The organism is Planomonospora parontospora, assembly GCA_014647935.1.
Classification (GTDB): Bacteria; Actinomycetota; Actinomycetes; order Streptosporangiales; family Streptosporangiaceae; genus Planomonospora; species Planomonospora parontospora.
Genome location: BMQD01000028.1, coordinates 1 through 24,095 on the forward strand (window position 1 = coordinate 1; position 24,095 = coordinate 24,095).

The following is a 24,095-nucleotide window of genomic DNA, read 5'->3' on the forward strand; positions in this document are numbered from 1 at the left end:
CCGCCGGAATCCGATCTCCCGCCGCCCTCGAACAAGTACCAAAACTTACGATCGGCTCAGTAGCGGCAACGCAACCAGGCTGCCGTCAAGTGATAGACGACGAGCGAGCTTCCCGTGCCAGATGCGTGCCAGAACAGGCGGGGAACCACGGTCACTCAGGGGGACTCACGGGGACTCGACCCGCCCTGACCTGCACCCCTGTTTTCCCAGCTCAGCACAGCAAGATCAGTAGCCGGTTCCCAAGCTGACAGCGCGGATTCAATTCGGATCAGGCTTCAGAAGCGCCGGAAGATTTCGCCTTCCGTTTTCAGTATGGCCGGATCATGCTGTGAGGCAGGCCATACCTGAAGATAGTGATCATCCGTCCAGCATCGTTCCTCTTCCATTCCTCTGAGGTGGTACCGCAAGCGGTAAGTACCGGGGCCAGGAAGAAGCGGAGAAAGGTTGTGTACCTTTTCGTCGTCCCAGTCCATGAGCCATCCCACCAGGAAGACCTCGCCCGACGGGGATTCGAAACTGATCTCCACGACGTCCTCATAGCCGTCAAGGTCAGCGCCTGGATCCCGGTCGGAGACAGTCACTGTGAAGGGAATCGTCCCCCACTGTGGGCCTATTCTCAGGCTGGCGGTTCCTCTCCCCTCAATTTCAATGAGTCCGACGGAGTGGGCTGGTGATTCCTCCTTCCTGTCGGCGGCCCCGTAGTCCCCCCGATCCAGGAGATATACCCGACCGCAGTCCTCCACTTCCACGTCCATTCGCATGGTGTGCATGACAGGAGTCTCATCTGTGCTCATGGGAGGGAAGCATAGACTCCGCCAGCGACAAGATCTGCTTCCATGCGCTCCCTGGTGTTTGAGATCGGATTCCTTTTCGGGTTGCTCCGGCTTCTGCTTCGCGGACCACGGAGGGACAACTGCATCTTCGCACGCCGATGGCGGATGAAACCGCGGGCACGGCCTGATCACCGGACCATTAGAGGCCATCTATAGGAGTCAGTCTCGGTCACTCCCAGGGAGCCCTCCCCCCAGTTCACGGCCCGTACGGCCCGAGATCGGACCGATTCGCAAGCAGGTGATCCGCTGGATTTCTGGGAGCCATGTTGGGAGCCACCCGAACGGACGATCATGAACTGGGCCGTACGGATCTGAACGGCAGGAGCCCCGGCGGGCAGCAGGACGAACGGCTCTGAACGATCCTGGACGTCGTTCGGGGACCTACGGATCAGAAGGCTGGGCCGTGCCACTCGCGTGCCAGTACGGACGGGCGACCAAGGGGAATAACGGGGACCGGCGGGGAGAGCGCTGTCCACTCTGACCTGGAGCGCAGCACGTCAGCAGAGCGCGCACCGCAGTCTTCCAAACTGATGATCACATAGACGCCGCATCGCCGAAGATCAACGCTCCGGTGGAGTCCCGCCGACCGCGTGGAGGGCATCGAGGTACCCGCCACCGACGTCGAACCGGGTGATGTCCGCCGTCTTGTTCGTGGAATAGGTACGTGCCCAGTCCGCCGCCGGCCCGATCTCCTGGAGACGCAACCGCTTCCTCCGGGTGATCCCGCGAGCACGACCGATGTAACAGACATGGGGATCGATCTTCTCGATGTAGACGGCCAGGAGAGGAAACGCTTCGGTCAGCGTCTCGATCAGACCCGCGGTGGAATCAAGGTCGACCCCGGCCGGAGCCTGGACGCACTCCCCGCGCAGGGCGAGGGCACGATGGGTCATGGACGCCCCCTTCCAGCCCGCACGTGTCGCACACGTGATGTCGCGGAGCCGTACGGCCGAGTGGCCGTCGAGATGAAGTTCGTCGGAGATGGTGTGCAGCAGTACCCACTTGCGGCCGATGCCGACCACGTAGGCATCGAGTCGATCCGCACCGTCGATCTCGCGGCTGACTCTCACGGGTTTGCCGGAACGTCGTGCTCTCTTCAGGTCCTGGAGGATCGTCCCTTTAGTCATGATCCGGATCGTCCCGCTTCGTGGAGCCGGCACTCATCCGGTTTTCGGGTCGTCGTGGACCGTCGCGGGGTCATGGAACAAAGTCATTTCCTCGACCGTCCGACCACTCCTCCCAGCTATGAGCCGGTTCCATCGCTTTCAGCAATGTGAACGCAGATCGAGCACACGTTCTCCAGCGTGGACAGGAACGGCGGTGACCACGAGCCGACCAGCACCGGCCGCACCATGGCCCCGCACAGGCCCTCCCGTCGTCCGGACGGCCACGCATGACGCACGACCCCGCGACCGGCACCGGACAGGCCGACACCGTACGGATTGTGATCCTCGCGTGGATGTTCGACAGCATCAACAAGCAGGTCATCCAGGTACACATGCCAGCGCCGTGCCCCGCCCAGGAACCGGGAGGGCTCGTCGTCGAGTTCGATCAGCGCGAAGGCTCCACCTCGCAGCAGACGCACGATGGTGCCGTGCCGGCCGAGCAGCCAGGAGGCATACGCCCGGGTACGGGCGTGACTGTGCAGGAGTTGGACGATCACCGCCCGGTCCCCCGCCCGTGGTGGTCGCCATCGCGCCCGATGCACCGCATCCGGCGAGGGCCGCGTCTTCAATTGCTCAGCGCGCGCCATCACCGACCACCACCGCAGGGTCAGCGAGCACTGGCCGCGAAGAGTCCGCACGCAGCGCCGCGTACCGGAACGCGATCCTCCGAGCAGCCCGGACCGGATCGACCGCCGGATGCCACGCGTAGGTGAAGCGCTGCCGCCGGTCGTCCCAGCCGGTACGCCACCAGAACCGTTCCCCGTCGCACCAGACGATCAGGCCCACCCAGACCGAGACCAGCGCCAGTCCGTAACCGTCGTGGACGTCGGCGACGATCCCGTGGGCTTCCAGCGCGCGACGGAGTTCGTGTCCCGCCCCCTCCGGAGTGGGAACAGGAGCGATCTTGGTTGAATCCGGCCAGCTCATGGGCTCAGTGGACCGCCCGCGATCGGATCGGCGTAAGCGCGTGATCGGCCATGGGCGTGGGAGCCGTTTCACACCCCGTGTGAAAGCGATCCAGTCGTGACCACGGCCGCCGTCAGATGATCTGTCCGAGCCCGACGAGCCTGCTTACACTCCGAACAGGAGCGACACCCCACGGAAGGCGGGTCGATGGGCGAGCCGAACATGCTGCTTGACTCCCTGCTCGCCGAAGCGGGCATCTCCCATGCCGGACTCGCCGCGCGCATCAACAAGGCCACTTCCACGGCCCGGCGTCCGACCCGCTACGACCACACCGCCGTCGCCCGATGGATCAGGGACCGGGCGATCCCCCGAGGTGACGTTCCGGAGATCATCTGCGAGATCGTCGGGAGCAAGGTCGGGCGGACTCTCTCGCTCGCGGACATCGGCATGATGCGCAACGAGGCGGCACAGGACGAGCCGGAGCTGTCCCGAGCCCTTGATCAAGCCGTCGCGCTGTGGCGGGGGGATCTCAACGACAAGGTCTTCCTGGCGGGTGCCTCGATGATCGACGGACCGGCGGCGGTCGCGCCCGTCTTCGAGTGGGAGAACCCTCCCCACGAAATGGACGTCTCCCATCGAGGCATCCGCCCGGTGACCGCGCATGACGTGCAGATGCTCAAAGACGCGCGCAACCGCTACGAGCAGATGTACCGCCGGGTCGGCGGCATACCGGTACGGCCGCGCATCGTGGCCTTCCTCAACACCAGCGTGACGCCTCTGCTGAAAGGCAGCCGCGACGACCGCACGGGGCGGGAACTGTTCCGGGCCGCGGGCGGCCTGGTCGCGTTGGCCGGCGTGTGCGCCTACGACTCCGACCGCCAGGCCCTCTCCCAGCGCTACCTGTTCCACGCCCTGCGCATGGCCAAGGCGTCCGGCAACCTGGCGTTCGGCGGCTACGTGGTCGCTCTACTGGCGAACCAGGCCATGGCGAGGGCCAGACACCGCTACGTCATCCAGTACGCCGAGACCGCGTTGCGCGGTGCCCGGGGCCACCTGAGCCCCGCCCTGGTCACCGACCTGCACACCCTCCAGGCGAAGGCGTACGCGCGGATGGGAGACCGGGCGAGCTGCCACGCGCATCTGCGCCGGTCGGAGAGCGCCGCCGCGCAGATCCACCACGATGACGAGCCGCCCGAGACCGGATACGTGCAGCCGGGATTGCTGGAGTGCCAGCACGCCGAAGCACTGAGGCGGCTCGGTGATCTCATGGCCGCCCAGGTCTACGCCGAGGAGGCGCTCCGCGCCGCCGACACCTGCCACCTACGCGGCCAGACCCACCGGCTTGCGACCTTGGCCCTCGTCCTGGCCGAACGCGGTGAGCCGGAGCAGGCCGTCACCACCGCCGAGACGATGCTGAACCGCGCACAGGGCATGGAGTCCGGGCGCATCGCCGAACGGGTCGCCACCGTGGCCGATGCTCTGCGTCCCTTCGACGCCCGCGTGGTCAAGGAGTTCCTGACGCGTGCTCATCAGCAGGCGCGCGTGCCCTTGTAGCGTGGGGCCGAGATCAGGTCACCACACCGGGAGCACGCCGCATGCGCTGGCAGGTCAACTCCGAAGAACCCCTCTACACCGATCCGTGGCTCGATGTCCGGGTGGCGGATGTGGAGCTTCCCGACGGCAGGCACCTCGACCACCGTCTCATCCGGACCGCCCCGGGAGCCGGAGCCGTCGTCACCGACTCTCAGCGCCGGGTCCTGCTGATCTGGCGGCACCGCTTCATCACCGACTCGTGGGGATGGGAGATCCCCATCGGGAAGATCGACGACGGTGAGGAGCCGATGGCGGCGGCGGCACGCGAGGTCGAGGAGGAGACCGGCTGGCGGCCCGGGTCACTGCGCCCGCTGCTGCGCGTCCAGCCGACCAACGGCATCTCCGACTCCGTCCACCACATCTTCCGCGCTGACAGCGCCATCCACATCGGCCCGCCGACCGAGGCGTGGGAAGCCGAGCGCATCGAATGGGTCCCGCTCGCCGACATCCGCGATCTGGTCGGCAAAGGCGACATCGTCAGCGGCACCAGCATGGCCGCCCTGCTATACGTGCTCACCGAGCCGTAGAACGCGAACCTCCTCGATCACCGGTAGGAGACTGATCCTGGTTCCGCCTCTCGCGGGCGATCCGGCGCGCGGTGGCGACGCGCTGGCGGGCGAGTTCGGCCCAGAAGGCTTCGCCGTGCCGGTGGCCGCTCCCGGCGTACCGCCATTCCCCGATCGTGACCGTCTCGGGTCCCTCCGCAGGGTCGGGCAGCCCGAGCGCCTGCCGTGCCTCTTCGGCCCGGTGGTCGGCCCGTACCCGGCGGAGATCGCCGAGGGTGACCGAGTAGCGGCGTGACTTGGTCGAGAAGTGCCCGCCGTAGCCGAGCGTGTGAGCCCACTTCCGCAGCGGGACGTCCCGGTACTCCGGAAGGTCACCGAGGCTGAAACAGGCGTAGATCATGCGCCGTACGTGCTCGGTCACGTCGAGGCGGGCGACCTCCCATGCCTGCCGGATCGGCCGGTCCACGCCTCCGCCCGACTCCGCTCCCTTGGTCGCGTACTTGGCGATGTAGCCCGCCACCCGCTTGTCGGACACGCCGTCGAGGTCGGCCGAGACGTAGACCGGTTCCACGTCGAGCTGTCTGCCCCAGCGCAGCACGAGCGGGGCAGCCCCTTCCGCGTTCTCCTCCGCCTCCCCACCGGCCGAAGCCGGGGAGGGGACGGGAACGGCGACCTCTCCCGCAGCCTGCCGGATCGCCTGATCCAGCATCGGGACCGTGGCCCAGTCCGGCGGAGGCGACTCCGGACCGTCCGGACCGTCGAGGCGGATCACGGCGTGGAAGTGGACTAAGCCCCGCGCCTGGTACTCGGCGACCTTGGCATACGACAGCCGCAGCCGCCGCCGCAGTTCGGTACGGCTGACGCCGAGCAGCCGGGCGAAGACCGCCGGAAGCCCGAGGGTGAAGCGCCGCCAGAGTTCGCCCGCGTGGGCGTTCCACAGCACCGCGCCCGCGTAGTCGTAGCAGTCCGCGCAGAGCGGTTGCCCGACCTGGGGGTCATCGCGGTCGTGACGCGCGCCGCAGCCTGCCTGGAGCCCGTGCGGGCAGACGGGATCATCCCGCCGGGGACGGCAGGGCAGGACCTTGCCGCCCTTCTCCCGGTGCGCGTGGACCGCGCCGAAGGACGGGGCCGTGAAGGTGGCGAACACGCGGGGATGCGCGCTCACCTCCTCCGGGACGCCCTTGCCGCCCCGCAGGCCGGACAGGATCAAATGGAACGTGTCGTCACGGTAGGTCTGTGAGCAGGCCGGGCAGACCGAGGCCCGCCGGTTGCCGCACGCGGTGAGCAGGAACCCGGTGGGTTCGTCGGCCGTTCGGTAGACGTCCAGGACCTCACCCGTTCCGGCGTCCACGGTCAGCCGTTCACCGCGGAGCCGGATCGGATGAGCGCAGCCGCCGGTTGCTCGCACCATCTGTTGCCACCGGGCGAAGTCGGGCATGGCCGCCCGCTGCATGGCGGCCATCAGATCAGGGGACAGGGAAGGGACGTTGCTCACGCGGCATCCCTCCCGTCCTCGCGGGACGGGGATTCGGCACGAGTCGGCCCGTCGGCCAGCTCTATGCCGTGAATGGCAGCGATGCGCCGCCATTTCTCAGGCGACCACCGAGGCGACTCGGCAATCTTGCGCTTGGACCACTCCCGTACAAGCGCGGCATGGGGTACCAGTTCCGGAGGTACCAACAGGCTCCTTTCCTCGCAGGGAGCCGCCGCCTGATTCGGAAAAGGGTGCGCGCCGTCACCAGACATGCCGACGTTGCATGCCTGCGGTTGTGTTGGCGCTGATCAGCGAGGGGTATGGAGTGTCTTCATGCGACGGTGAACCAGTGAGCGCTGCCAGTCGTGCGGCCTACCGCTGGCCGGGTCCCCCAGCGGAACGGCTTTCTCTCTTTTTCATGCCCGGCGGCTTTGTGCGCTCGAATCTGTCGCTGCTGGTTTCTCGCTGTCTTCCCGAATGACGAAGGCTTTTCGGTACCTACGTTTCTACCACCGACCAACGGAATTACGCAGGTGCGAGTTCCGCAGGATGCCGTTCCCCGCGAGTCCCCGTGAGCGTCCGTGGATGTCCACAGGCGTCCGGGAGAGTCCCATGTCGTCCCGTCCAGTACGGCCTTCACGGGCAACAAGTAAGGGAGCTGTCACCTGAAGGTCAGGCACTCAGCTCCCTTGGTAGATCGAGGACGTCTTGAGACGCCCTCGACGAGTCTTCCTAATCGGCCGTGGCCGAGGCACCCTTGCGTTCGTGGCCGACCAAAGGGTCTCCGACCGGCTCTCTGGTGATCAGGTCCCACACCCGCACCGTGTGGTCTTCACCGCCGGAGACGATGACCGACCGACCGTTCACCTGAGTGACCGCGACCGAATAGACGGCCCGGTCGTGGCCGGTCAGGGAATCTCCGGCCTGTTTCATGGTGGTCAGGTCCCACACCCGCACCGTGTGGTCCACCCCGCCGGAGACGACGACCGGCCGGCCACTCACCTGGCCGAACGTGACCGGCCCGCCGGCCATTTCATGGCCGACCAGGGGATTCCCGATCTGCTTCATGGTGGTCAGGTCCCACACCCGCACCGTGCCCTCCCAGCCGCCCGAGACGGCCACCGGACGGCCGTCCACCTCGCCGACCGCGACCGAGACGACGTTGCGCTCATGACCGGTAAGCGGCTCTCCCACCTGCTTCCTCGTGGCCAGATCCCACACCCGCACCGTCCCCTCCCAGCCGCCCGAGACGATCACCGGACGGCCGCCCACCTCACCGACCGTGACCACAATGCCGTTGGCCACATGACCGGTCAGCGGCTCCCCGACCTGCTCTTTGCTGATCAAGTCCCACACCCGGATCGTGCCGTCCTTGCTGGCAGAGACGGCGACCGGACGACCGTCCACCTCGCCGACCGCGACCGAGCCGACGTTGCTCTCATGACCGGTAAGCGGCTCCCCGACCTGCTTCCTCGTAGCCAGGTCCCATACCCGCACCGTGGCGTCTCCGCCGCCCGAGACGACGACCGGCCGACCGCCCACCTCACCGACCGCGACCGCGATGATGCGTTCATGGCCGGTCAACGGTTCCCCGGCCTTCTCTTCTATGGTCAAGTCCCCGACTTGCTGCTTCGTGGTCAGGTCCCATATCTGCACCGTGGCGTCTCTGCCTGCAGAGACGGCGACCGGACGACCGTTCACCTGGCCGACCGCGATGGATGTGACAGCGTCGGTGTGGCTGGTCGGTTCTGGAGCATCGTTGACGAACCAGAACACCACGGCAAGGGCGACGAGCAACGCACCGACCACCAGCACACCGCGACGGCGTGAGCGCATCGCTGAACGTGCCGTCGGTGGCGAAGTCGAAGCAGCTGATGCCGCAGGAACCCAAAGTTTCTGCTCCGATGTAACTAGGGACGGCCGGGCAGCATCAGTCACCGTTCGTTTCCCTTCGCCTCACGCCATACCCGCCACCTTGAGGGGACGATCGGCGTTGGAGGCGGCGGAGGCTTTAATGATCAGCCTGTCATATCCAGCCGTTGCATGCCATCAGGGAGCTTTCGGCTTTTCCGCAGCTCATCATCAAAGGACGACGGCCAGCTCATTCCACCCACACCGGTTCGAGGAGGTCAGGGTTGAAGGCGGCCCGCCCTCTTCCCGCCGGGTGGACGATCACCGCGTGCAGCATCTCCCGGACGTGCGCCCGCTTCCGGGAGAGCGGCAACCCGCCCTCCTCCTCCGTCAGGTACCAGCGCCGCCGGACCTCCTTGATGTCGGTGGCCCGGCTCACCCGCTGGCGCTCAGCCCTACCCGTGATCCTGTTCTTCTCCGCCCGCAGCCGGGCGATGTCGCCTTCCAGCGCCGCAGCGTTGCCGAAGTAGAGGCTGTTGGAGATCTTGCGTGCCCGCCACTGCCGGGTCAGCTCCTCCAACTGCTCCTCCGTGTCGGTGAGCTCCTGTTCCTTCGTCCACTCGGGAGCGTCATCCGCGTCCATGTACTGGGCGAGTTCCATCTGATCGAGCATCAGTTCCGAGATGGCGAAGTCCACCAGGTCCCCGCGCCGGCCGACGCCGCCGCAGCCGCCCACGTCCCTGCCGGGGCAGAAGTAGATGTGCCGCTTGCCGTCCTTGGTCTTCTTGGTCCTCAGCAGCGCGTTGCAGACGCCTCCGCCCTCCACGGGACGGCCGCAGCGCAGCACGCCCGTCAGGAGATAGCGGTGCTCCCGGTAGTCCTGGGGAAGTGGAGCCCCCACGGCACCGCCCCGCTTCACCGTGTGCCCCTTCCGGCCGTCCACGACCTCGCACACGGCCAGCCATTCGGCCGGGGTCAGGACCGGTTGCCACTCCCCGATGACCGGGTCTCCGTCCGCGGCGCGCACCAGTTCCCCCCGCAACTCCCGGTACCCGCACATGCGCGGCTTGACCAGCGCCGCCCGGAGCGTGCGCGCCTGCCAGTCGTTGCCCCGAGGGGTCTTGATCCCCCGCCGCTTCCAGTCCATGACGATGCCGTAGAGCGACGTGCCCGCCGCGAAGTCCCGCGCCGCCTGCCGCAGGAGAGCCGCCTCCTCCTGGTCCAGGGTGATCCGGTCCTCCTTCCAGCCGAACGGCCGGGGCCCGCCCACCGCCTTTCCCTGGAGTGCCCGCGCCTGGTGGGAGCTGCGCATGCGGCGCTGCATCTTGCGGACTTCCATCCTGGAGATGACCGCACCGAACAGGCCCATGCTCTCCACGTCCTCGCTGTAGAGGTCGGAGCGCTGCTTGGCGTCGGCGAACACGCAGCCGTCGTTGTAGGTGAACGCCTCCACGAAGCGCTCGTAGTCACCGGGCCGCCGGGCGAGCCGGTCGTTGGCGACGACGACCACACCGCGCACCGGCCGCACCGTCCGGGAGCTTTCCGGCCTTGAGGGCTTTGAGCACGTTCTCGAACTCGTCGCGGTAGACGTCGGCCTTGGCCGCCGACTTGTCGTTGTCGGTGAACTCGTGGACCACGGTCCAGCCGTGCCGCGCGGCCGTCTCGCGGTTCACCCGGTGCTGATCCTGCACACCGTGTTCGTCACCCCGGATGTCGGCCGAGATGCGAGCGTAGGAGACGACGGGGACCGGCTCCGTTCCCTCGGTCACCGTGGCGAGCTTGAGCACGGGCACCTCCCGGGCTAATAGGGCCTCTGTGCATGTTCTAGCGCTACATCGTCCCGGAGATCGGTCCGGGCACCGCCTTCGGGCTCTCCGCCGCCAAGCCCGTCTCGGAGGTACGGCAGACGCGCGCCCTGGGTCTGGAGACGCGGCCCGTGGTGATCGGCCCGGTGACGTTCCTGCTGCTGGCGGAGGCGGCTCCCGGCGCTCCCGCCGGGTTCGCCCCGCTGGACCGGCTGACCGACGTGCTCGGCGTGTACGAGCGGCTGCTCGCGACGCTCGCCGCCGAGGGCGTCGGCTGGGTGCAGCTGGACGAACCCGCGCTCGTGACCGACCTCGGCGCGGTGGAGCTCGCCGCCGTCCGGGCCGCCTACGAGCGGCTCGGATGCCTGACCGACCGGCCTTCCCTGCTGGTCGCCTCGTACTTCGGAGGGCTCGGCGAGGCGCTGCCGGTCCTCGCGGGCACCCCGGTCGAGGCGGTCGGCGTGGACCTGGCGCACGGGGACCCCGCCGGCCTCGGCGCCCTCGCCGGGAAGACCGTCGTCGCGGGGGTGGTGTCCGGGCGCGACGTGTGGCGCACCGACCGGGAGCGGGCGCTGGGCGCGCTGCTGGCCGTACGGGAGCACGCCGGGCGGGTGGTGGTGAGCACCTCGTGCTCGCTGCTGCACGTCCCGTACGACCTGGACGCGGAGACGGGGCTCGACCCCGCGCTGCGGCGGCGCCTGGCCTTCGCGGACCAGAAGGTGGCCGAGGTCGTGGAACTGGCGGACCTGCTGGCCTCGGCCTCCGCTCCGGGTTCCCCGGCGGTTCCGGTCTCCGCCCCTGCCCCGGTCACCGTTCCCGCTCCGGCCTCGGCCTCGGATCCGGTCGCCGTTCCCGCTTCGGCTTCGGCTTCGGCTCCGGTCGCCGTTCCTGCTCCGGCCCCGGCTCCGATGGGAGAGCGGACGGGCCGGAGCCCGTACCCGGTGCGGGCGGCGGCGCAGGCCGCGCATCTGCGGCTGCCTCCCCTCCCGGTCACCACGATCGGTTCGTTCCCGCAGACCGGGGAGCTGCGGGCGGCCCGCGCGGCGCTGGCCGCGGGGGAACTGGACGAGGCGGCGTACGAGGAGCGGGTCCGGGCCGAGATCAGAGAGGTCGTCGCCCTGCAGGAGCGGCTCGGGCTGGACGTGCTCGTGCACGGTGAACCGGAGCGCAACGACATGGTGCAGTACTTCGCCGAACACCTCGACGGCTTCGCGGTGACCCGCCACGGCTGGGTTCAGTCGTACGGCTCGCGCTGCACCCGCCCGCCGATCCTGCACGGCGACGTCCGCCGGCCGGAGCCGATCACGGTGCGGTGGGCCTCCTACGCGCAGTCGCTGACCGCGAGGCCGGTCAAGGGCATGCTCACCGGGCCGGTCACCATCGTCGCGTGGTCGTTCGTCCGCGACGACCTGCCCCTGCGCGACGTCGTGTTCCAGGTCGCCGACGCCGTCCGGGCCGAGGTGCGCGACCTGGAGGCCACCGGGCTGTCCGTCGTGCAGGTGGACGAGCCCGCGCTGCGCGAGCTGCTGCCGCTGCGCCGAGCCGGGCAGGACGCCTATCTGGAATGGGCCGTGGCCGCCTACCGGTGGGCCACCTCCGGAGCGGGCGACCGTACCCAGATCCGCACCCACCTGTGCTACTCGGACGCCGATCAGATCCTCGCCGCGGTCGACGCGCTCGACGCCGACGTGACGAGCGTGGAATCGGCCCGGTCGGGAGCGCGGCTCCTCGGCGAACCTGCGGTGAAGGGGTTCGGGCGAGGGCTCGGTCCCGGCGTCTACGACATCCACTCCCCACGCGTGCCCACAGCGGACGAGGTCGGGGAACTGCTGGAGGCGGCGCTGCGGGTGCTGCCCGCCGACCGGGTGTGGGTCAACCCCGACTGCGGGCTGAAGACCCGGACCTACGGGCAGGTCGAGGCGGCGCTCACCAACCTGGTCGAGGCGGCGCGACGCCTGCGGGGCGCCGTCGAGTCCCGGCCCTGACCTGCTCTGGCCAGGCCACCAGATCGGGTCGGGTCAGGTCAGGTCGGATCAGACCCTCCGCGGCCTACCCGGTCCGTCCCGCCACTTCCGCATCGGTCGTGTCGGCCATGCCTGCCGTATCAGCCGCGTCGGTCGTGTCGGTCGTGTCGGCGGCCAGCATGCGCTTGAGGAGGTCTCTCAGCTGGGTGCGCTCCGGAGCGGTCAGCGCGCCCAGCGGAGCGGCCGCGAACCCGAGGGAGCCGCGGAGCTCCTCCACGATCCAGCGGCCCTCCTCGGTCAGCGCGATGTGCCTCACCCTCCGGTCGGTGGGGACCGGATCGCGGCGGACGAGACCGCGCTTCTCCAGGCGGTCCACGATGCCGGTGATGTTGGACGGGTCGCAGTTGAACAGGCCCGCGATCCGCCGCATGGGCAGCGGCTCGGCGGCGACCAGCATGAGCGCCTTGGCCTGGAGGGCCGTCAACCGGTGCCGGACCGCGGCCTCCTCGTATCTCCGGTTGTAGCGGAGCGCGATCTCGCCCATCAGGGACACCACTTCGCTGGTCACGTTCACGGGTGCAAGTATAGTTGATGAACATCAACCTTTTAGGGGGTTCATCTTGTCTCGTCAGATCAATCTCGCCTCGCGCCCGTCGGGCTGGCCCACCCCGGACGACTTCGACCTGGTGGAGGTGGATCTGCCCGCCCTCCAGGAGGGACAGGTCCTGGTCCGCAACAGGTTCATGTCCGTCGACCCGTACATGCGGGGCAGGATGAACGACGTCGAGTCCTATGTACCGCCGTTCCGTCTCGGCGAACCCCTGGAGGGCGGGGCGGTCGGCGAGGTCGTCGAGTCCCGCGCGCCCGGCCTGGAGGCCGGCGACCTCGTTCTGCACGGCTTCGGCTGGCGCGAGCAGGTCGTCACCGAGGCCGCCCGGGTCCGCAGGGTCGACCCGATCGAGGGCGTCTCCCCCTCCGCCTACCTCGGCGTGCTGGGCATGCCCGGCCTCACGGCCTACGTGGGCCTGCTCGACATCGCCTCCTTCAAGGATGGCGACGCCGTCTTCGTCTCGGGCGCCGCCGGCGCGGTGGGCGCGCTCGTCGGCCAGATCGCCAGGCTCAAGGGGGCGTCCCGGGTCGTCGGCAGCGCGGGTTCCGACGCGAAGGTCGCCCGCCTGCGCGAGCTCGGCTTCGACGCCGCCTTCAACTACCGCAACGGCCCGGTCGCCGAGCGGCTCCGCGAGGCGGCCCCGGAGGGCATCGACGTCTACTTCGACAACGTCGGTGCCGACCACCTCGAAGCCGCGATCGAGCGGCTCAACAACGGTGGCCGGATCGCCATGTGCGGGTCGATCGCGGCCTACAACGCCACCGAGCCCCCGTGCGCCCCGCGCAACCTCTTCCTGGCCGTCGGCAAGCGGCTCACCATGCGCGGCTTCATCGTCGGCGACCACTCCTCCCGGATGCGCGACATGATCGCGGAGGTCGGCGGCTGGCTGCGAGAGGGCCGGATCACGGCCGACGAGACCGTGGTCGACGGGCTGGAGAACGCCCCGGCCGCGTTCATCGGCCTGCTCCGGGGGGAGAACACGGGAAAGATGATCGTCCGCCTCTGACGCGCCCGCGGCACGGGACGGCCCCCGCCTCCCCGCCCGCCGGAAACCGCGGGAACCGCAGAAACCACAGGAACCGCGCAGGTCAGCCGATGCGGAGCACTTCCAGCAGCCGGCCCAGCGCGGCCCTGGTGGAGGCCAGGTCGCCGGGACCCGACGAAGCGGACGCCAGCCAGAGCGCCGCCTCGTTCATCGCCCCCGACAGCAGGTGGACCAGCGGCGCGACCGGTTGCGGGGCGATGATTCCCGCATCGACGAGGGCGGCCAGCGCGTCGGCGAGGTGACGGGTCGAGTTGGCCTCGTCCATCGCCCGCCACTGGCTCCACCCCAGTACGGCGGGGCCCTCCACGAGCATGATCCGCTGGATCTCCGGATCGGCCGTCGCGGTGAGGAACTCCTGGCAACCTGCGGTCAGCCGGGTCCAGGGATCATCGTGGGCGTCGGCGGCCGCGGCCACGCGCCGACCCACCTCCTGCTGCGACTCCTCCAGAACGGCGCGGAACAGCTCGGCCTTGCCGGTGAAGTGGTGGTAGAGCGCACCCTTGGTCACCCCGGCCGCCTGGACGATCTCAGCCAGACCCACCTCACCGTAACCGCGCTCCGCGAACAGCCGCCTGCCCTCCCGCAGCAGCGCCTGCCGGGTCCGCTCCCGCCGCTGCGCGCGGACGCCGTCCTCCCGCATCACATCTCCTCCCATTGACATACCGATGGTACGCGAATACATTCTCACATACCGATGGTATGTGAAAGGGAGTCCAGGCATGAGGCTGACCGGCTTCTACCCGGTGATCTGCACGACGAGGCTGCAGGAGTCCCGTGACTTCTACACCCGGTTGCTGGGGTTCGAGACGACGTTCGAGGCGGAGTGGTACGTCAGCCTGCGGCGATCGGAGGCCCCCGGATACGAGCTCGCCCTCCTCGACCCCGCCCACCCGACGGTTCCGGAGGGCTACGGCGTCTCTGCCCGGGGACTGCTGCTCAACTTCGAGGTGGAGGACGTGGACGCGGAGTGGGACCGGCTCGTCGCCGGTGAGGGGCTGCGCCCGGTCCTCGGACTGCGCAGCGAGGACTTCGGGCAGCGGCACTTCATCGTGGCCGATCCCGGCGGCGTCCTGATCGACGTCATCACCCCCATCACCCCCACCGCGGAGTACGCCGGGCAGTACGTCGATCAACCGGCCTGACCGCCGAGCCCGGAAGAACCCGTCCGGCACCGGCCCGCCGGCCGAGCCCGGCGCCGGGCCAGGCTTCTTCAGCCGGATCGGCACCGTGCACGAGATGCGGCACGCCCAGGTCCTGCACACCGCGTGACCTCGCACTCCCCGGGAGCATGATGCCGCCGGCGGGGCCATGCCGCTCCGGCGGCGCACCCTAGTCGCGGGGGATGGCCTCGATGGTCTCCATGTGCTTCTCACCCCAGTCACCCAGGGGGATGAGCGCCGCGTTGAGCGACTGGCCGAACTCGGTCAGGGAGTATTCCACCTTCGGCGGGACCTGGTGGTAGACCTCCCGGTGCACCAGGCCGTAGGCCTCCATCTCCCGGAGCTGCTGGATGAGCATCTTCTCGCTGATGCCCGAGATCGACCGCTTCAGCTCGCCGAACCGGAGGGCCTCCCGGTGCAGCGCCCACAGGATCAGCGCCTTCCACTTGCCGCCCACGACGTCGACGGCGGCGTCGAGCCCGCAGTTGTAGGTCCGCTTCTTCATCGCCGCGCCCTCCATGCTTACGAAAAGGTGAGTACCTGAAAAAATAGTAGGTACTTGAGGAAATCTCACCGGGGAACCAGCATCGGAGGCGATCGGATCGGGGCCGCTCACGCGTCCCGGCCCGGTCGCTCATCCGTTGACGCTGACGAACCGGAGAACGAGATGACCGACGACAAGCAGACCCCGGTGACGGTCATCGGTCTGGGTGACATGGGAAGTGCCCTGGCCGGGGCGTTCCTGGACGCCGGCCACCCCACGACCGTGTGGAACCGTACGGCCTCCCGGGCCGAGGCCCTCGCCGCGCGCGGCGCGACCGCCGCCACGACCGCCGCCGAGGCCGTCGCCGCGAGCCCGCTCATCGTGGTCTGCCTGCTGGACCAGGGCACCGTGCGGGAGGTCCTCGGCCCCGTGGCCGGCGCGCTGCGGGGCAGGACCCTGGTGAACCTCACCAACGGCACTCCCCGCCAGGCCCGGGAGGACGCCGAATGGGCGGCGGAGCACGGCGCGGACTACGTGGACGGCGGCATCATGGCGGTGCCGCCGATGATCGGACGGCCCGAGGCGGTCGTCCTCTACAGCGGGTCGCCCGCCGCCTTCGCCGCGCACGAGCGGACCCTCGGCGTGCTGGGCGGCGCCACGCACCTGGGCGCGGACCCCGGCCTGGCCGCGCTGTACGACCTGGCGCTGCTCAGCGCTATGTACGGCATGTTCGGCGGGTTCCTCCACGCCCTCGCCCTGACCGGTTCCGAGAAGATCCCGGCGGCGGAGTTCACCCCGCTGGCGGTCTCGTGGCTCAACGCCATGATGACGAGCCTGCCCGCGATGGCCCAGGCGGTCGACTCGGGCGACCACTCGGCCATCGGATCGAACCTGGGGATGCAGGCGACGGCCTACGTCAACCTGCTGGACGCCGGCAGGGAGCAGGGCGTCGCCACCGGACTGATGGAGCCCATGCAGAACCTCCTCCACCGGGCCGTCGCCGCGGGACACGGCGGCGACGACCTCTCCCGCCTGGTCGAACTGCTGCGCACGAACCCGTGACGGGACCCGTCCCGCGCGCCGACACCGCGGAGCCGGCCCGGCCGGCTCCGGAAGGAGAACGAAGATGACCGACGACCGCCCACCGGTGACCGTCCTGGGCCTGGGCCCGATGGGAAGGGCCCTCGCAGCGGCGTTCCTGGACCGCGGCCACCCCACGACCGTGTGGAACCGTACGGCCTCCCGGGCCGAGGCGCTCGCCGCCCGGGGCGCGACCGCCGCCGCGACCGCCGCCGAGGCCGTCGCCGCGAGCCCGCTCACCGTGGTCTGCGTGCTCGACTACGACGCCGTGGAGGCGATCACCGGTCCCGCGGCCGGTGAGTTGAAGGGCCGGACCCTGGTGAACCTCACCGCCGACACGCCGGAACGCGCCCGCCGTACGGCCTCCTGGGCCGCCGCGCACGGCATCGACTACCTCGACGGCGCGATCATGACCCCGACGGCGACCATCGGCGGGCCCGAGGCGGTCGTCCTGTACAGCGGCCCGGAGGAGGTCTACCGGGCCCACCTGCCGACGCTGTCGGGCCTGGGCGGCACGGCCGCGTATCTGGGCGCGGATCCCGGCCGGGCGGCGGCGCACGACGTGGCGCTGCTCGACCTCTTCTGGACGTCCATGAGCGGACTCGTCCACGCCTTCGCCCTGGCCTCGGCCGAGGGGGTCCGGGCCGCGGACCTGGCTCCGTTCGCCAAGGGGATAGGCTCCCTGCTGCCCGGGATCGTGGACGAGTTCGCGGGTCACGTCGACAGCGGCCGCCACCCGGGTGACGAGTCCACCATCCTGTCCGCGGCGGCGAGCATGGAGCACATCGTCCACACCGCCCGGGCGCGCGGCCTGGACACCGGCGTGCTGGACGCCGCGCTGGCCGTCGCACGGCGGGCCGTCGACGCGGGGCACGGCTCCGCCTCCTTCTCCCGGCTGGCCGAGGTGCTCGGGACGCGGGCTCCGGCCCGGTGACGGCTCCGGCGGAGCGTCCGGCCGACCCGGACCCCCGCCGCCCGCCGCCCAGGTGGGGCCTCCGAGACGATCGGAGCGTCCCGGATGACCGGAACGCCTCCCGGGCGGCCGGCGCGTGCCGGATGACCGGGCGCCTCCCCGCCGGGTAGCTTTCAGCCGCTCGCCCCGCCGAGTCCGGTGAGCCGGGTGAGCCGGGTGAGCTCACCGGCTCGGGCCCGCTCCATGGCCGCGGCGAACGCCCTGGTCTCCCGGTCGGCTCCCGATCCCTGCTCTCCCCGTGCCACCTGGACGGACTGCCGGAGGTACTCGCCGACGTGCTCGGTGAAGAGCCGGTCGAACGCGGCGCCCTCCGCCCGGTTCACCGCCGCGAGCTCGGCGGGGGTGACCATGCCGGGCATGTCGTGCCCCTCGTGCACGTTGACCGGGGGCGTCCCGGACCTCTTCAGCAGGCCGCGCAGCGTCCGCAGCTGGGCACGGTGACCGGCGTCCAGCTCCGCGGCGAGCCGGGCGACCTCCGGGTCCGCCGCCCGCTCCGGGGCCGAGACCAGCAGGTCCAGCGTCTGCTCCGTCATCGGGATCATCAGTTGCAGCCAGGCGACGTCGGTGGCGTTGAAGGCGCCCGGCACCGTACCGGCCGAGACGGACCCCGGAGCCGGAGCGGACCCGGACCCGGACCCCGGAGCCGGAGCGGACCCGGACCCCGGCCCGGACGCCGGAGCCGGGACGGGGTCCACCGCCGACCCCGGGTCCACCACGGCCGGATGCGCCGCCGATCCCGAGCCCGCCGCGACCGGGTACCCCGCCGAATGCGCGGCCGGATGCGGCGGGTCCGCGGTGGCACACCTCGCTACCAGCAGCAAGGCGACCACCGCGAGCACCGGCGCGCCGACGGTGCTCGTCCTCATCTCCATCCCTCTCCTCCGGGCCGTTCCAGGTGGCGGCGGGGTCCGGTGCGCACCGAACCCCGCCTCGGCTCCGAGTGCGGTACGGCGGCCGCCCCGTGGCGGCCGCCGACCGCCTCGGGGACGCCTCAGGGAGTCCCGTCGGCGCCGCACTTGACGATCGGGCGGATGCAGTCGCGCACGCGCCGCTCCATCTCCTCCTCCGGCCAGGCGTTGAAGAAGTCGCCGTGCATCGTGAAACCGGGGCCGGACGCCAGGCGGAACCTCGCCGGGTCGCCGTTGACCGGGTAGCGCAGGACCTGGCGGAGCTTCGGCACGATCACCGGGTGCGACGCGGGGCAGGCCCCCGCCACCGGGTAGGACATGTGGCTCTTGTGGTCGGGCGAGTCGAGGTCCTTGCCGTTCCAGCAGTGCGGGAAGTCCAGGTACGACTCCAGCATCGTGCCCGCGGGGCAGTTCACGAAGTTCTTCGACGACCCGACGTGCCCGGCGTGCAGGCACGACCAGCGCGCGTTGCTGGTCTCGTCGGGCTGCGTCGCCCTGGCGTTGCCCGCCACGATCCTCAGCCCCAGGGGGAGCGGACGCGTCTGGTCCATCAGTTCGTCCCGCACCCCCTCACCCAGGTAGTAGAACGTGGTCCCGGTGGGCTCCACGGGGGTGCCGCCGTCGTACAGGGTCGGCACCCAGTAGGACGACAGATCGGTCTTCGGGCTGCAGGTGGTCCCGCCCTTCCGCAGGCTGCCGAGGTCGGAGTGGGCGTCGGTGGAGGTGTTGCCGAAGAAGCTGTGCATGTGCGACCCGCCCGGGAGGCCGGGGAACACGATCGGGTCGTCGGGCCGCCGGTGCGTGAACGGGCACTCGGCGACGAACTCCGCCACCCGCACGGCGCCGGGCGGGACCGGCCCCTTGGGCAGCCTGGCCGGGGTCGTGCCGGAGGACGGCCTCGGCGCGGCGCTCGAAGACGGCCTCGAGGTGGAGCCCGCCGTCGGCCTCGGCGTGGGCGCGGCCGAGGTCGCACCCGGGACCGGGGCCGCGGACCCGTCTCCGTAGACCTGGAACTCCCAGAGCGAGACCCCGTACCGGGAGGAGCGCTTGGTGGTGTCGAGGCGGACGTAGCGGGCGGTGCCCGTCACGTTCACGGTCTGCCTGCCGCCGGTGCCCGCGGTCGTGGTGTGGACCGTCGTCCACCGGCCGCCGCCGTTGGAGACCCTGATCGTGAAGGCGGTGGCGTACGCGTGCTCCCAGTCCAGCACGACCTTGCCGATCCGCCTGGGCGCGCCCAGGTCCACCTGGAGCCACTGCCGGTCGCTGAAGGCGCTGGCCCAGCGGGTGCCGCCCTTGCCGTCGACGGCGGCCGCGGCCGACAGATCACCCCGCTCCGTCGAGGAGGCGCTGGCCGGGCGGCCCTGGGACAGCGGGATCTCGGCCGCTCCGGCCGGGCCGGCGGTGCTCACCAGGCAGGCGCCCAGGACGGCCGTGAGGGCGCTCGCGAGCGCGAGGCGACGGGTTCGCCGGGTCGTACGGCCCGCGGCGGTGTCGCGCGGCATGGTCTCACTCATGCAGACGGTGTCCTTTCGTCGCGTCCGGTGCCGGACGCATTCGCTTCTGTACCGGAGACCGGCGGGCGGATACCGGACAACAGAAATCTGGAAAAATCCACCGCGGATTTCTCGTTTTTCTCGTTGCCCACCGGACCCCGACGGCGTCTCCCCTTCGAAGGGACGGAGAGCCGGACGGACGGGGAAGCCGGACGGACGGAGAGCCGGACGGACGGAGAGCCGGACGGACGGAGAACGGAGTGCGATGCGCGCAACCGGTAGGAGCGGACCGGACACGGCGCTGGTCTCCGCCGCGTGCGACGGAGACCGGCGGGCGCTGGACGCGCTGGTGGCCGATTCCCTCCCGCTCGTCTACAACATCGTCGGGCGGGCCCTGAACGGGCATCCCGACGTCGACGACGTGGTCCAGGAGACGCTGTTCCGGGTGGTCCGGGGCCTGTCCGGCCTGCGCGATCCAGAGGCGTACCGGTCCTGGCTGGTGGCCATCGCCGTCCGTCAGGTCCGCGACCACGAGCAGGACCGCCGGGCGGCGCAGCACCGCAGGACCGACCTCGACACCGCCGAGGAGGTGCCGGATCCCGCCTCCGACTTCGCCGCCGTGACCATCCTCCGGCTCGGCCTCACCGACCAGCGCCGCGAGGTCGCCGAGGCCACCCGCTGGCTGGACCGGGACGACCGGGCGCTGCTGGCCCTGTGGTGGCTGGAGGAGACGGGCGAGCTGGGCCGCGCCGAGCTCGCCGCCGCCCTCGGCCTGTCCGCCCGCCACGCCTCCGTGCGCGTGCAGCGCATGAAGGAGCAGGTCCAGACCGCACACACCATCGTGCGGGCGCTGCGGGCGGAACCCGGCTGCGCCGAGTTGCGCGCCCTCACCTGGAACTGGGACGGCGTGCCCGGCCCGCTCTGGCGCAAGCGTTTCGCCCGGCACATCCGCGGCTGCGACGCCTGTGAGCGGCGTGCCGCCGGTGCCCTGCCCCTCGACCGCCTGCTCGGCGGCCTGCCGCTGCTGCCTCTCCCCTTGGGCTTCACCCTGGACCGCTTCTCCGCCCCGCCTCTCGCCGAGGCCGGGCACACCACCGCCCGCCTCTCCGTGGACCCCTCTCCGGATCTCCCCCCGACGCCGTCGCGCGGCCTTCTCTCCTCTCTGCCGAACGGCGCGGGCGCCGTCGCCGCGGCCGTCGCCACCGCGGTGGCCGTCCTGGCCGGTGTCCTGGTGACCGGACGGCCCGCCGCCCTGCCCCCTATCCCGTCCTCCGCGCCGGCGGCCGCTCTCGGCACGGCGGCCCGTACGGTCTCCGCGACGTCCCCGCCGGAGTCGCCCGCGTCCGAGCGGTCCCCGGCCCCGACCCGCCGCAGTGCCTCCCGCACGCCCGAACCGACCCGAAGCCCCCGGATTCCCCCGACCGCCTCCGCGAAGAAGGGCGTGGGCGTGTGGCGGGCGCCGGGCGTCAGCACGGCGCTGGCCAGGTCCGGCGCGAGCTGGTACTACACCTGGGCCACCCACCACGACGGCATCACCGCCCCCGCCTCGGCCCGCTTCGTCCCGATGGTGCGCGCGGCCTCCGACGTCAACGCCACGGCCCTCGCCCAGGCTGAGGCCGCCGGGCCGTACCTGCTCGGATTCAACGAGCCGGACCTGGCCGAGCAGGCGAACATGAGCGTGGAGGAAGCCTTGGCGCTGTGGCCGAGGCTCATGGACGCCGGCCGGATCCTCGGCAGCCCCGCCGTCGCCTACGGCGGCGACACCCCCGGAGGCTGGCTGGACCGCTTCATGACCGGCGCGGCCGAGCGCGGCTACCGCGTCGACTTCATCGCGTTGCACTGGTACGGCGGCGATTTCCGCACCGAGGCCGCGGTCGCCCGGCTCAAGTCCTACCTGCAGGCCGTTCACAGGCGCTACCGCAAGCCGATCTGGCTCACCGAGTACGCCTTGATCGACTTCTCCCGGGGCACGCGCTTCCCCAGCGACGAGCAGCAGGCGGCGTTCGTCACCGCCGCCAACCGGATGCTCGCCTCCCTGCCCTACGTGCGGCGCCACGCCTGGTTCGGGCTGCCCGCCACCGAGAACGGTCCCGGCAGCGGGCTGTTCCGCGCCGACGGCACCCCCACCCCGGCCGGCCGCGCCTTCCAGAAGGCCCGCTGACCGGCCGCACATTCCAGGCGGTCCACCGACCGTCCGGACGGTCCGCACCGTGTTCCGGGCTCGCGCGGCCGATTCATCCGGTCACGGACGCCCCCCCCGCGCCCTCACCGTGGAGCGCGCCGGCGGTGCTCTCCACGGGATCGCCGCGCCGCACGTTCTCCGGTCCCGCCGGACGGGCGCTCCACCGCCTGCCGAGGCGCTGGGCCGGGGCCTCGACCAGGCGGTGGGTCAGGTACGCGAGCGGCACCAGGACGAGGAAGTACAGCGGGAGGTTCGGACTCATCCGCAGCAGGAGCGGATGGAGCAGGTAGAGGGAGAAGCTGATCACGCCGAGGTGGGTGAGCCAGCGGGGGAACCACCGGTTCCGCAGCGCGAACGCGCCCCCGAAGAACGCGGCGGCCAGCACGATCGCCGGCGCCCAGCCGGGGTCGTCCTTGGCGAAGGCCCCGCAGGCCAGGACCGCCGCCACCGCGGCGACGGCGGTCCGCCACCGGATCACGCCCCGCTCCGCGCGGTGCACGGCCGTACCCGCGAACATCGCGGCCAGGACGGTCAGCCCCTGCCACGCGCCGATCCGGCTGCCCAGGACCACCAGCGCCAGGCCGAGGAGGCCGCCCGTCACCGCGGCGGCCGTACGCACCCGGCCGCCTGCCCGCGCCGACACGGCGACCGCCGCGAGCACCGCGACGCCGAGGAGCGCGGCGGCCAGGTCGGCGCGGCCCCTGACCACCGGCCCCGGCAGCAGGAGCCCGAGGGGCACGGCCGACGCCGCCAGGCCGATCGCGACCGCGGCCGACCGGTGCGCCTGCCGTACGGTGAACAGCCCGGCGGCGATCAGGTAGAACGCCATCTCGTAGGAGAGCGTCCACATCACGCCGATGACGGCGGGAACGCCGAGCAGTTCCTGCAGCATCGTCACGTTGCCGAGGACGACGAGGGGCAGGGGCCGGTGCCCCAGGCCCGGATGGAGGGCGAACGCCCCGCCGTACGCGAGCAGGAGCGCCAGGCCGAGCGCGACCAGCAGCAGGGGAAGGAGGCGGAAGGCCCGGCCGGCCCAGAAGGCCCGCAGGTCGCCGCGCCGTTCCAGGGAGGCGGGGATGATGTAGCCGCTGACCATGAAGAACACGAAGACGCCCCAGGTGCCGACGTCGATCCTGCGGTCCACCTCGGCCCAGGCCTCCGGGATGAAGGTCCAGGCGGCGTGGTGCAGCGCGACGGCCAGTGCGGCGGGGCCCCGGAGGGCGTCCAGCCAGGCCAGCCGGGGAGGAGTGGGGGCCATTCGCCCGACTTTAGTAACGAATGTCAGCGATCGTGCCGACATACGGCCGACCGCACCCCGACGATCACGTCACCCGAGCGGACGAGCCGAACGGTCACGTCACCCCGGTCTGGAGCAGGGGCAGCAGGACCTCGTCCACCGTGCGGGCGACGAAATCCTCGTCGAGGGGCTCGCCGGTCAGCAGCAGCCGGTGCCAGAGCAGGGCCTTGGTGACCTCGACGAGCGTCGTCACGCGCGCCCCGGGCCCGACCTCCCCCCGCGCCCGGGCGCGGTCCAGCAACTCGGCCGCCTCGTCCGCGCCGGACCGCAGCATGTGCCCGTGGAGCAGCCGCCCGAGCTCCGGGTCGTCGCGGATCGCCGGGAGCAGGCCGAGCACGATGGCGTGCTTGCGCTCGTAGATCCGGCAGAACACCGGCAGTCCGGCGGCCAGGTCTCCGCGCAGGGTCCCGGTGTCGGGCAGCGGCCGGTGCTCCACCGTCAGCCCGTGCATGGCCGCGGCGACCATCTCGGCCTTCCCCGACCAGCGGCGGTAGATGGTCGCCTTGCTGGCCCTGGCCCGGCGGGCCACCTGGTCGATGGACATGCGGTCGTAGCCGACCTCCGACAGCAGCTCCAGGACGGCGTCCAGGATCGCCCGCTCCCGCTCGGGGTTGAGATTGCGCACGGCGCCCCGGCTGTCCGGCGCCCGGTCCGGTTCCCGTGCCGTCATCCCTGGGTCCCCCTCGCTTGATCCGCCCGTCCACGGCCCACCCGCGTCCGATCCGCCCCGGCCTACCGGGACGCGGATCCCGTACGAACCGGTGT

General features: G+C 70.9%; 23 protein-coding genes. 8 read left to right on the plus strand and 15 right to left on the minus strand.

Annotated elements, in window-relative coordinates:
• Positions 1-275 precede the first annotated feature (275 nt).
• The 4 genes from IEZ07_RS30015 to IEZ07_RS30030 form a co-directional block, all read right to left on the minus strand.
• Positions 276-794 (minus strand): hypothetical protein, encoded by a 519-nt coding sequence (locus tag IEZ07_RS30015; protein ID WP_191897872.1) that lies wholly within the window; start codon positions 792-794, stop codon positions 276-278.
• Positions 795-1,393: 599 nt separating this feature from the next.
• Positions 1,394-1,960, minus strand: a complete 567-nt coding sequence (locus IEZ07_RS30020; protein WP_191897873.1) for a hypothetical protein — start codon at positions 1,958-1,960, stop codon at positions 1,394-1,396.
• Between the two features lie 116 nt (positions 1,961-2,076).
• On the minus strand, positions 2,077-2,496 hold the full coding sequence (locus tag IEZ07_RS30025) for a hypothetical protein (protein WP_191897874.1): 420 nt from the start codon (positions 2,494-2,496) through the stop codon (positions 2,077-2,079).
• Positions 2,497-2,572: 76 nt separating this feature from the next.
• A complete protein-coding gene (locus IEZ07_RS30030; protein ID WP_191897875.1) occupies positions 2,573-2,926 on the minus strand; it encodes a hypothetical protein in 354 nt (117 codons plus the stop codon).
• A gap of 186 nt (positions 2,927-3,112) precedes the next feature.
• On the opposite strand from IEZ07_RS30030, the gene IEZ07_RS30035 reads away from it, so the two are divergent.
• Both IEZ07_RS30035 and IEZ07_RS30040 read left to right on the plus strand, forming a co-directional pair.
• On the plus strand, positions 3,113-4,459 hold the full coding sequence (locus IEZ07_RS30035; protein ID WP_191897876.1) for an NsdA family TPR-like regulatory protein: 1,347 nt from the start codon (positions 3,113-3,115) through the stop codon (positions 4,457-4,459).
• 41 nt (positions 4,460-4,500) lie between these two features.
• Positions 4,501-5,025: an NUDIX domain-containing protein gene (locus IEZ07_RS30040; RefSeq protein ID WP_191897877.1), complete on the plus strand. Its 525-nt coding sequence runs from the start codon at positions 4,501-4,503 to the stop codon at positions 5,023-5,025.
• On the opposite strand, the gene IEZ07_RS30045 is transcribed toward IEZ07_RS30040, so the two are convergent.
• From IEZ07_RS30045 to IEZ07_RS30060, 4 genes are all read right to left on the minus strand, one after another.
• Positions 5,012-6,499 (minus strand): replication initiator, encoded by a 1,488-nt coding sequence (locus IEZ07_RS30045; protein ID WP_191897878.1) that lies wholly within the window; start codon positions 6,497-6,499, stop codon positions 5,012-5,014. The genes IEZ07_RS30040 and IEZ07_RS30045 overlap by 14 nt on opposite strands.
• Positions 6,500-7,210: 711 nt before the next feature.
• Positions 7,211-8,293 (minus strand): WD40 repeat domain-containing protein, encoded by a 1,083-nt coding sequence (locus IEZ07_RS30050; protein WP_191897879.1) that lies wholly within the window; start codon positions 8,291-8,293, stop codon positions 7,211-7,213.
• A 286-nt stretch (positions 8,294-8,579) separates the two neighbouring features.
• Positions 8,580-9,848, minus strand: a complete 1,269-nt coding sequence (locus IEZ07_RS30055) for a recombinase family protein (protein WP_191897880.1) — start codon at positions 9,846-9,848, stop codon at positions 8,580-8,582.
• Positions 9,796-10,116, minus strand: coding sequence for a recombinase family protein (locus tag IEZ07_RS30060; RefSeq protein ID WP_191897881.1), 321 nt, complete (start codon positions 10,114-10,116; stop codon positions 9,796-9,798). The genes IEZ07_RS30055 and IEZ07_RS30060 overlap by 53 nt, the downstream gene beginning before the upstream one ends.
• Positions 10,117-10,175: 59 nt before the next feature.
• Here IEZ07_RS30060 and metE point away from each other — a divergent pair, with 59 nt between their 5' ends.
• The gene (gene metE / locus IEZ07_RS30065) at positions 10,176-12,119 is read left to right on the plus strand and encodes a 5-methyltetrahydropteroyltriglutamate--homocysteine S-methyltransferase (protein ID WP_239321010.1); all 1,944 of its coding nucleotides are present in this window, start codon (positions 10,176-10,178) and stop codon (positions 12,117-12,119) included.
• 64 nt (positions 12,120-12,183) lie between these two features.
• Here the strand turns inward: metE and IEZ07_RS30070 are convergent, their stop codons facing one another.
• Positions 12,184-12,672 carry a MarR family winged helix-turn-helix transcriptional regulator gene (locus IEZ07_RS30070; protein ID WP_204054709.1) on the minus strand — a complete coding sequence of 163 codons (489 nt, stop codon included), beginning with the start codon at positions 12,670-12,672 and terminating at the stop codon, positions 12,184-12,186.
• A 43-nt stretch (positions 12,673-12,715) separates the two neighbouring features.
• Here IEZ07_RS30070 and IEZ07_RS30075 point away from each other — a divergent pair, with 43 nt between their 5' ends.
• A complete protein-coding gene (locus IEZ07_RS30075) occupies positions 12,716-13,714 on the plus strand; it encodes an NADP-dependent oxidoreductase (protein ID WP_191897924.1) in 999 nt (332 codons plus the stop codon).
• Between the two features lie 82 nt (positions 13,715-13,796).
• On the opposite strand, the gene IEZ07_RS30080 is transcribed toward IEZ07_RS30075, so the two are convergent.
• Entirely contained in the window at positions 13,797-14,393 is a 597-nt protein-coding gene (locus tag IEZ07_RS30080) for a TetR/AcrR family transcriptional regulator (protein WP_191897882.1), read from the minus strand.
• A 79-nt stretch (positions 14,394-14,472) separates the two neighbouring features.
• Between IEZ07_RS30080 and IEZ07_RS30085 the strand changes: the two genes are divergently transcribed.
• Positions 14,473-14,895, plus strand: coding sequence for a VOC family protein (locus IEZ07_RS30085; protein WP_191897883.1), 423 nt, complete (start codon positions 14,473-14,475; stop codon positions 14,893-14,895).
• Positions 14,896-15,082: 187 nt separating this feature from the next.
• Here IEZ07_RS30085 and IEZ07_RS30090 read toward each other — a convergent pair whose 3' ends face one another.
• The gene (locus IEZ07_RS30090) at positions 15,083-15,418 is read right to left on the minus strand and encodes a winged helix-turn-helix transcriptional regulator (RefSeq protein WP_191897884.1); all 336 of its coding nucleotides are present in this window, start codon (positions 15,416-15,418) and stop codon (positions 15,083-15,085) included.
• Between the two features lie 162 nt (positions 15,419-15,580).
• Between IEZ07_RS30090 and IEZ07_RS30095 the strand changes: the two genes are divergently transcribed.
• Positions 15,581-16,459 carry an NAD(P)-dependent oxidoreductase gene (locus tag IEZ07_RS30095; RefSeq protein ID WP_191897885.1) on the plus strand — a complete coding sequence of 293 codons (879 nt, stop codon included), beginning with the start codon at positions 15,581-15,583 and terminating at the stop codon, positions 16,457-16,459.
• 64 nt (positions 16,460-16,523) lie between these two features.
• Positions 16,524-17,411 (plus strand): NAD(P)-dependent oxidoreductase, encoded by an 888-nt coding sequence (locus IEZ07_RS30100; protein WP_191897886.1) that lies wholly within the window; start codon positions 16,524-16,526, stop codon positions 17,409-17,411.
• A gap of 152 nt (positions 17,412-17,563) precedes the next feature.
• Here the strand turns inward: IEZ07_RS30100 and IEZ07_RS36040 are convergent, their stop codons facing one another.
• Together IEZ07_RS36040 and IEZ07_RS36045 are read right to left on the minus strand one after the other, a co-directional pair.
• Positions 17,564-18,316 carry a DUF305 domain-containing protein gene (locus tag IEZ07_RS36040; protein WP_239320985.1) on the minus strand — a complete coding sequence of 251 codons (753 nt, stop codon included), beginning with the start codon at positions 18,314-18,316 and terminating at the stop codon, positions 17,564-17,566.
• Positions 18,317-18,441: 125 nt separating this feature from the next.
• Positions 18,442-19,872, minus strand: a complete 1,431-nt coding sequence (locus IEZ07_RS36045; protein ID WP_239320988.1) for a DUF1996 domain-containing protein — start codon at positions 19,870-19,872, stop codon at positions 18,442-18,444.
• Between the two features lie 244 nt (positions 19,873-20,116).
• Here IEZ07_RS36045 and IEZ07_RS30120 point away from each other — a divergent pair, with 244 nt between their 5' ends.
• The gene (locus IEZ07_RS30120; protein ID WP_191897887.1) at positions 20,117-22,012 is read left to right on the plus strand and encodes a sigma-70 family RNA polymerase sigma factor; all 1,896 of its coding nucleotides are present in this window, start codon (positions 20,117-20,119) and stop codon (positions 22,010-22,012) included.
• 73 nt (positions 22,013-22,085) lie between these two features.
• Here IEZ07_RS30120 and IEZ07_RS30125 read toward each other — a convergent pair whose 3' ends face one another.
• Positions 22,086-23,291 carry an acyltransferase family protein gene (locus IEZ07_RS30125; RefSeq protein ID WP_191897888.1) on the minus strand — a complete coding sequence of 402 codons (1,206 nt, stop codon included), beginning with the start codon at positions 23,289-23,291 and terminating at the stop codon, positions 22,086-22,088.
• A 94-nt stretch (positions 23,292-23,385) separates the two neighbouring features.
• Positions 23,386-24,000: a TetR/AcrR family transcriptional regulator gene (locus IEZ07_RS30130; RefSeq protein ID WP_191897889.1), complete on the minus strand. Its 615-nt coding sequence runs from the start codon at positions 23,998-24,000 to the stop codon at positions 23,386-23,388.
• Between the last annotated feature and the right edge of the window lie 95 nt (positions 24,001-24,095).

Excerpts from the sequence above, each read along its gene's own strand:
- IEZ07_RS36045 (WP_239320988.1), bottom strand. The coding sequence starts at position 19,872 with ATGAGTGAGACCATGCCGCGCGACACCGCCGCGGGCCGTACGACCCGG.
- IEZ07_RS30095 (WP_191897885.1), top strand. The coding sequence starts at position 15,581 with ATGACCGACGACAAGCAGACCCCGGTGACGGTCATCGGTCTGGGTGAC.
- IEZ07_RS30085 (WP_191897883.1), top strand. The coding sequence starts at position 14,473 with ATGAGGCTGACCGGCTTCTACCCGGTGATCTGCACGACGAGGCTGCAG.
- IEZ07_RS30125 (WP_191897888.1), bottom strand. The coding sequence starts at position 23,291 with ATGGCCCCCACTCCTCCCCGGCTGGCCTGGCTGGACGCCCTCCGGGGC.
- IEZ07_RS30015 (WP_191897872.1), bottom strand. The coding sequence starts at position 794 with ATGAGCACAGATGAGACTCCTGTCATGCACACCATGCGAATGGACGTG.
- IEZ07_RS30120 (WP_191897887.1), top strand. The coding sequence starts at position 20,117 with ATGCGCGCAACCGGTAGGAGCGGACCGGACACGGCGCTGGTCTCCGCC.
- IEZ07_RS30080 (WP_191897882.1), bottom strand. The coding sequence starts at position 14,393 with ATGCGGGAGGACGGCGTCCGCGCGCAGCGGCGGGAGCGGACCCGGCAG.
- IEZ07_RS30090 (WP_191897884.1), bottom strand. The coding sequence starts at position 15,418 with ATGAAGAAGCGGACCTACAACTGCGGGCTCGACGCCGCCGTCGACGTC.
- IEZ07_RS30040 (WP_191897877.1), top strand. The coding sequence starts at position 4,501 with ATGCGCTGGCAGGTCAACTCCGAAGAACCCCTCTACACCGATCCGTGG.
- IEZ07_RS36040 (WP_239320985.1), bottom strand. The coding sequence starts at position 18,316 with ATGAGGACGAGCACCGTCGGCGCGCCGGTGCTCGCGGTGGTCGCCTTG.
- IEZ07_RS30020 (WP_191897873.1), bottom strand. The coding sequence starts at position 1,960 with ATGACTAAAGGGACGATCCTCCAGGACCTGAAGAGAGCACGACGTTCC.
- IEZ07_RS30035 (WP_191897876.1), top strand. The coding sequence starts at position 3,113 with ATGGGCGAGCCGAACATGCTGCTTGACTCCCTGCTCGCCGAAGCGGGC.
- IEZ07_RS30030 (WP_191897875.1), bottom strand. The coding sequence starts at position 2,926 with ATGAGCTGGCCGGATTCAACCAAGATCGCTCCTGTTCCCACTCCGGAG.
- IEZ07_RS30100 (WP_191897886.1), top strand. The coding sequence starts at position 16,524 with ATGACCGACGACCGCCCACCGGTGACCGTCCTGGGCCTGGGCCCGATG.
- IEZ07_RS30130 (WP_191897889.1), bottom strand. The coding sequence starts at position 24,000 with ATGACGGCACGGGAACCGGACCGGGCGCCGGACAGCCGGGGCGCCGTG.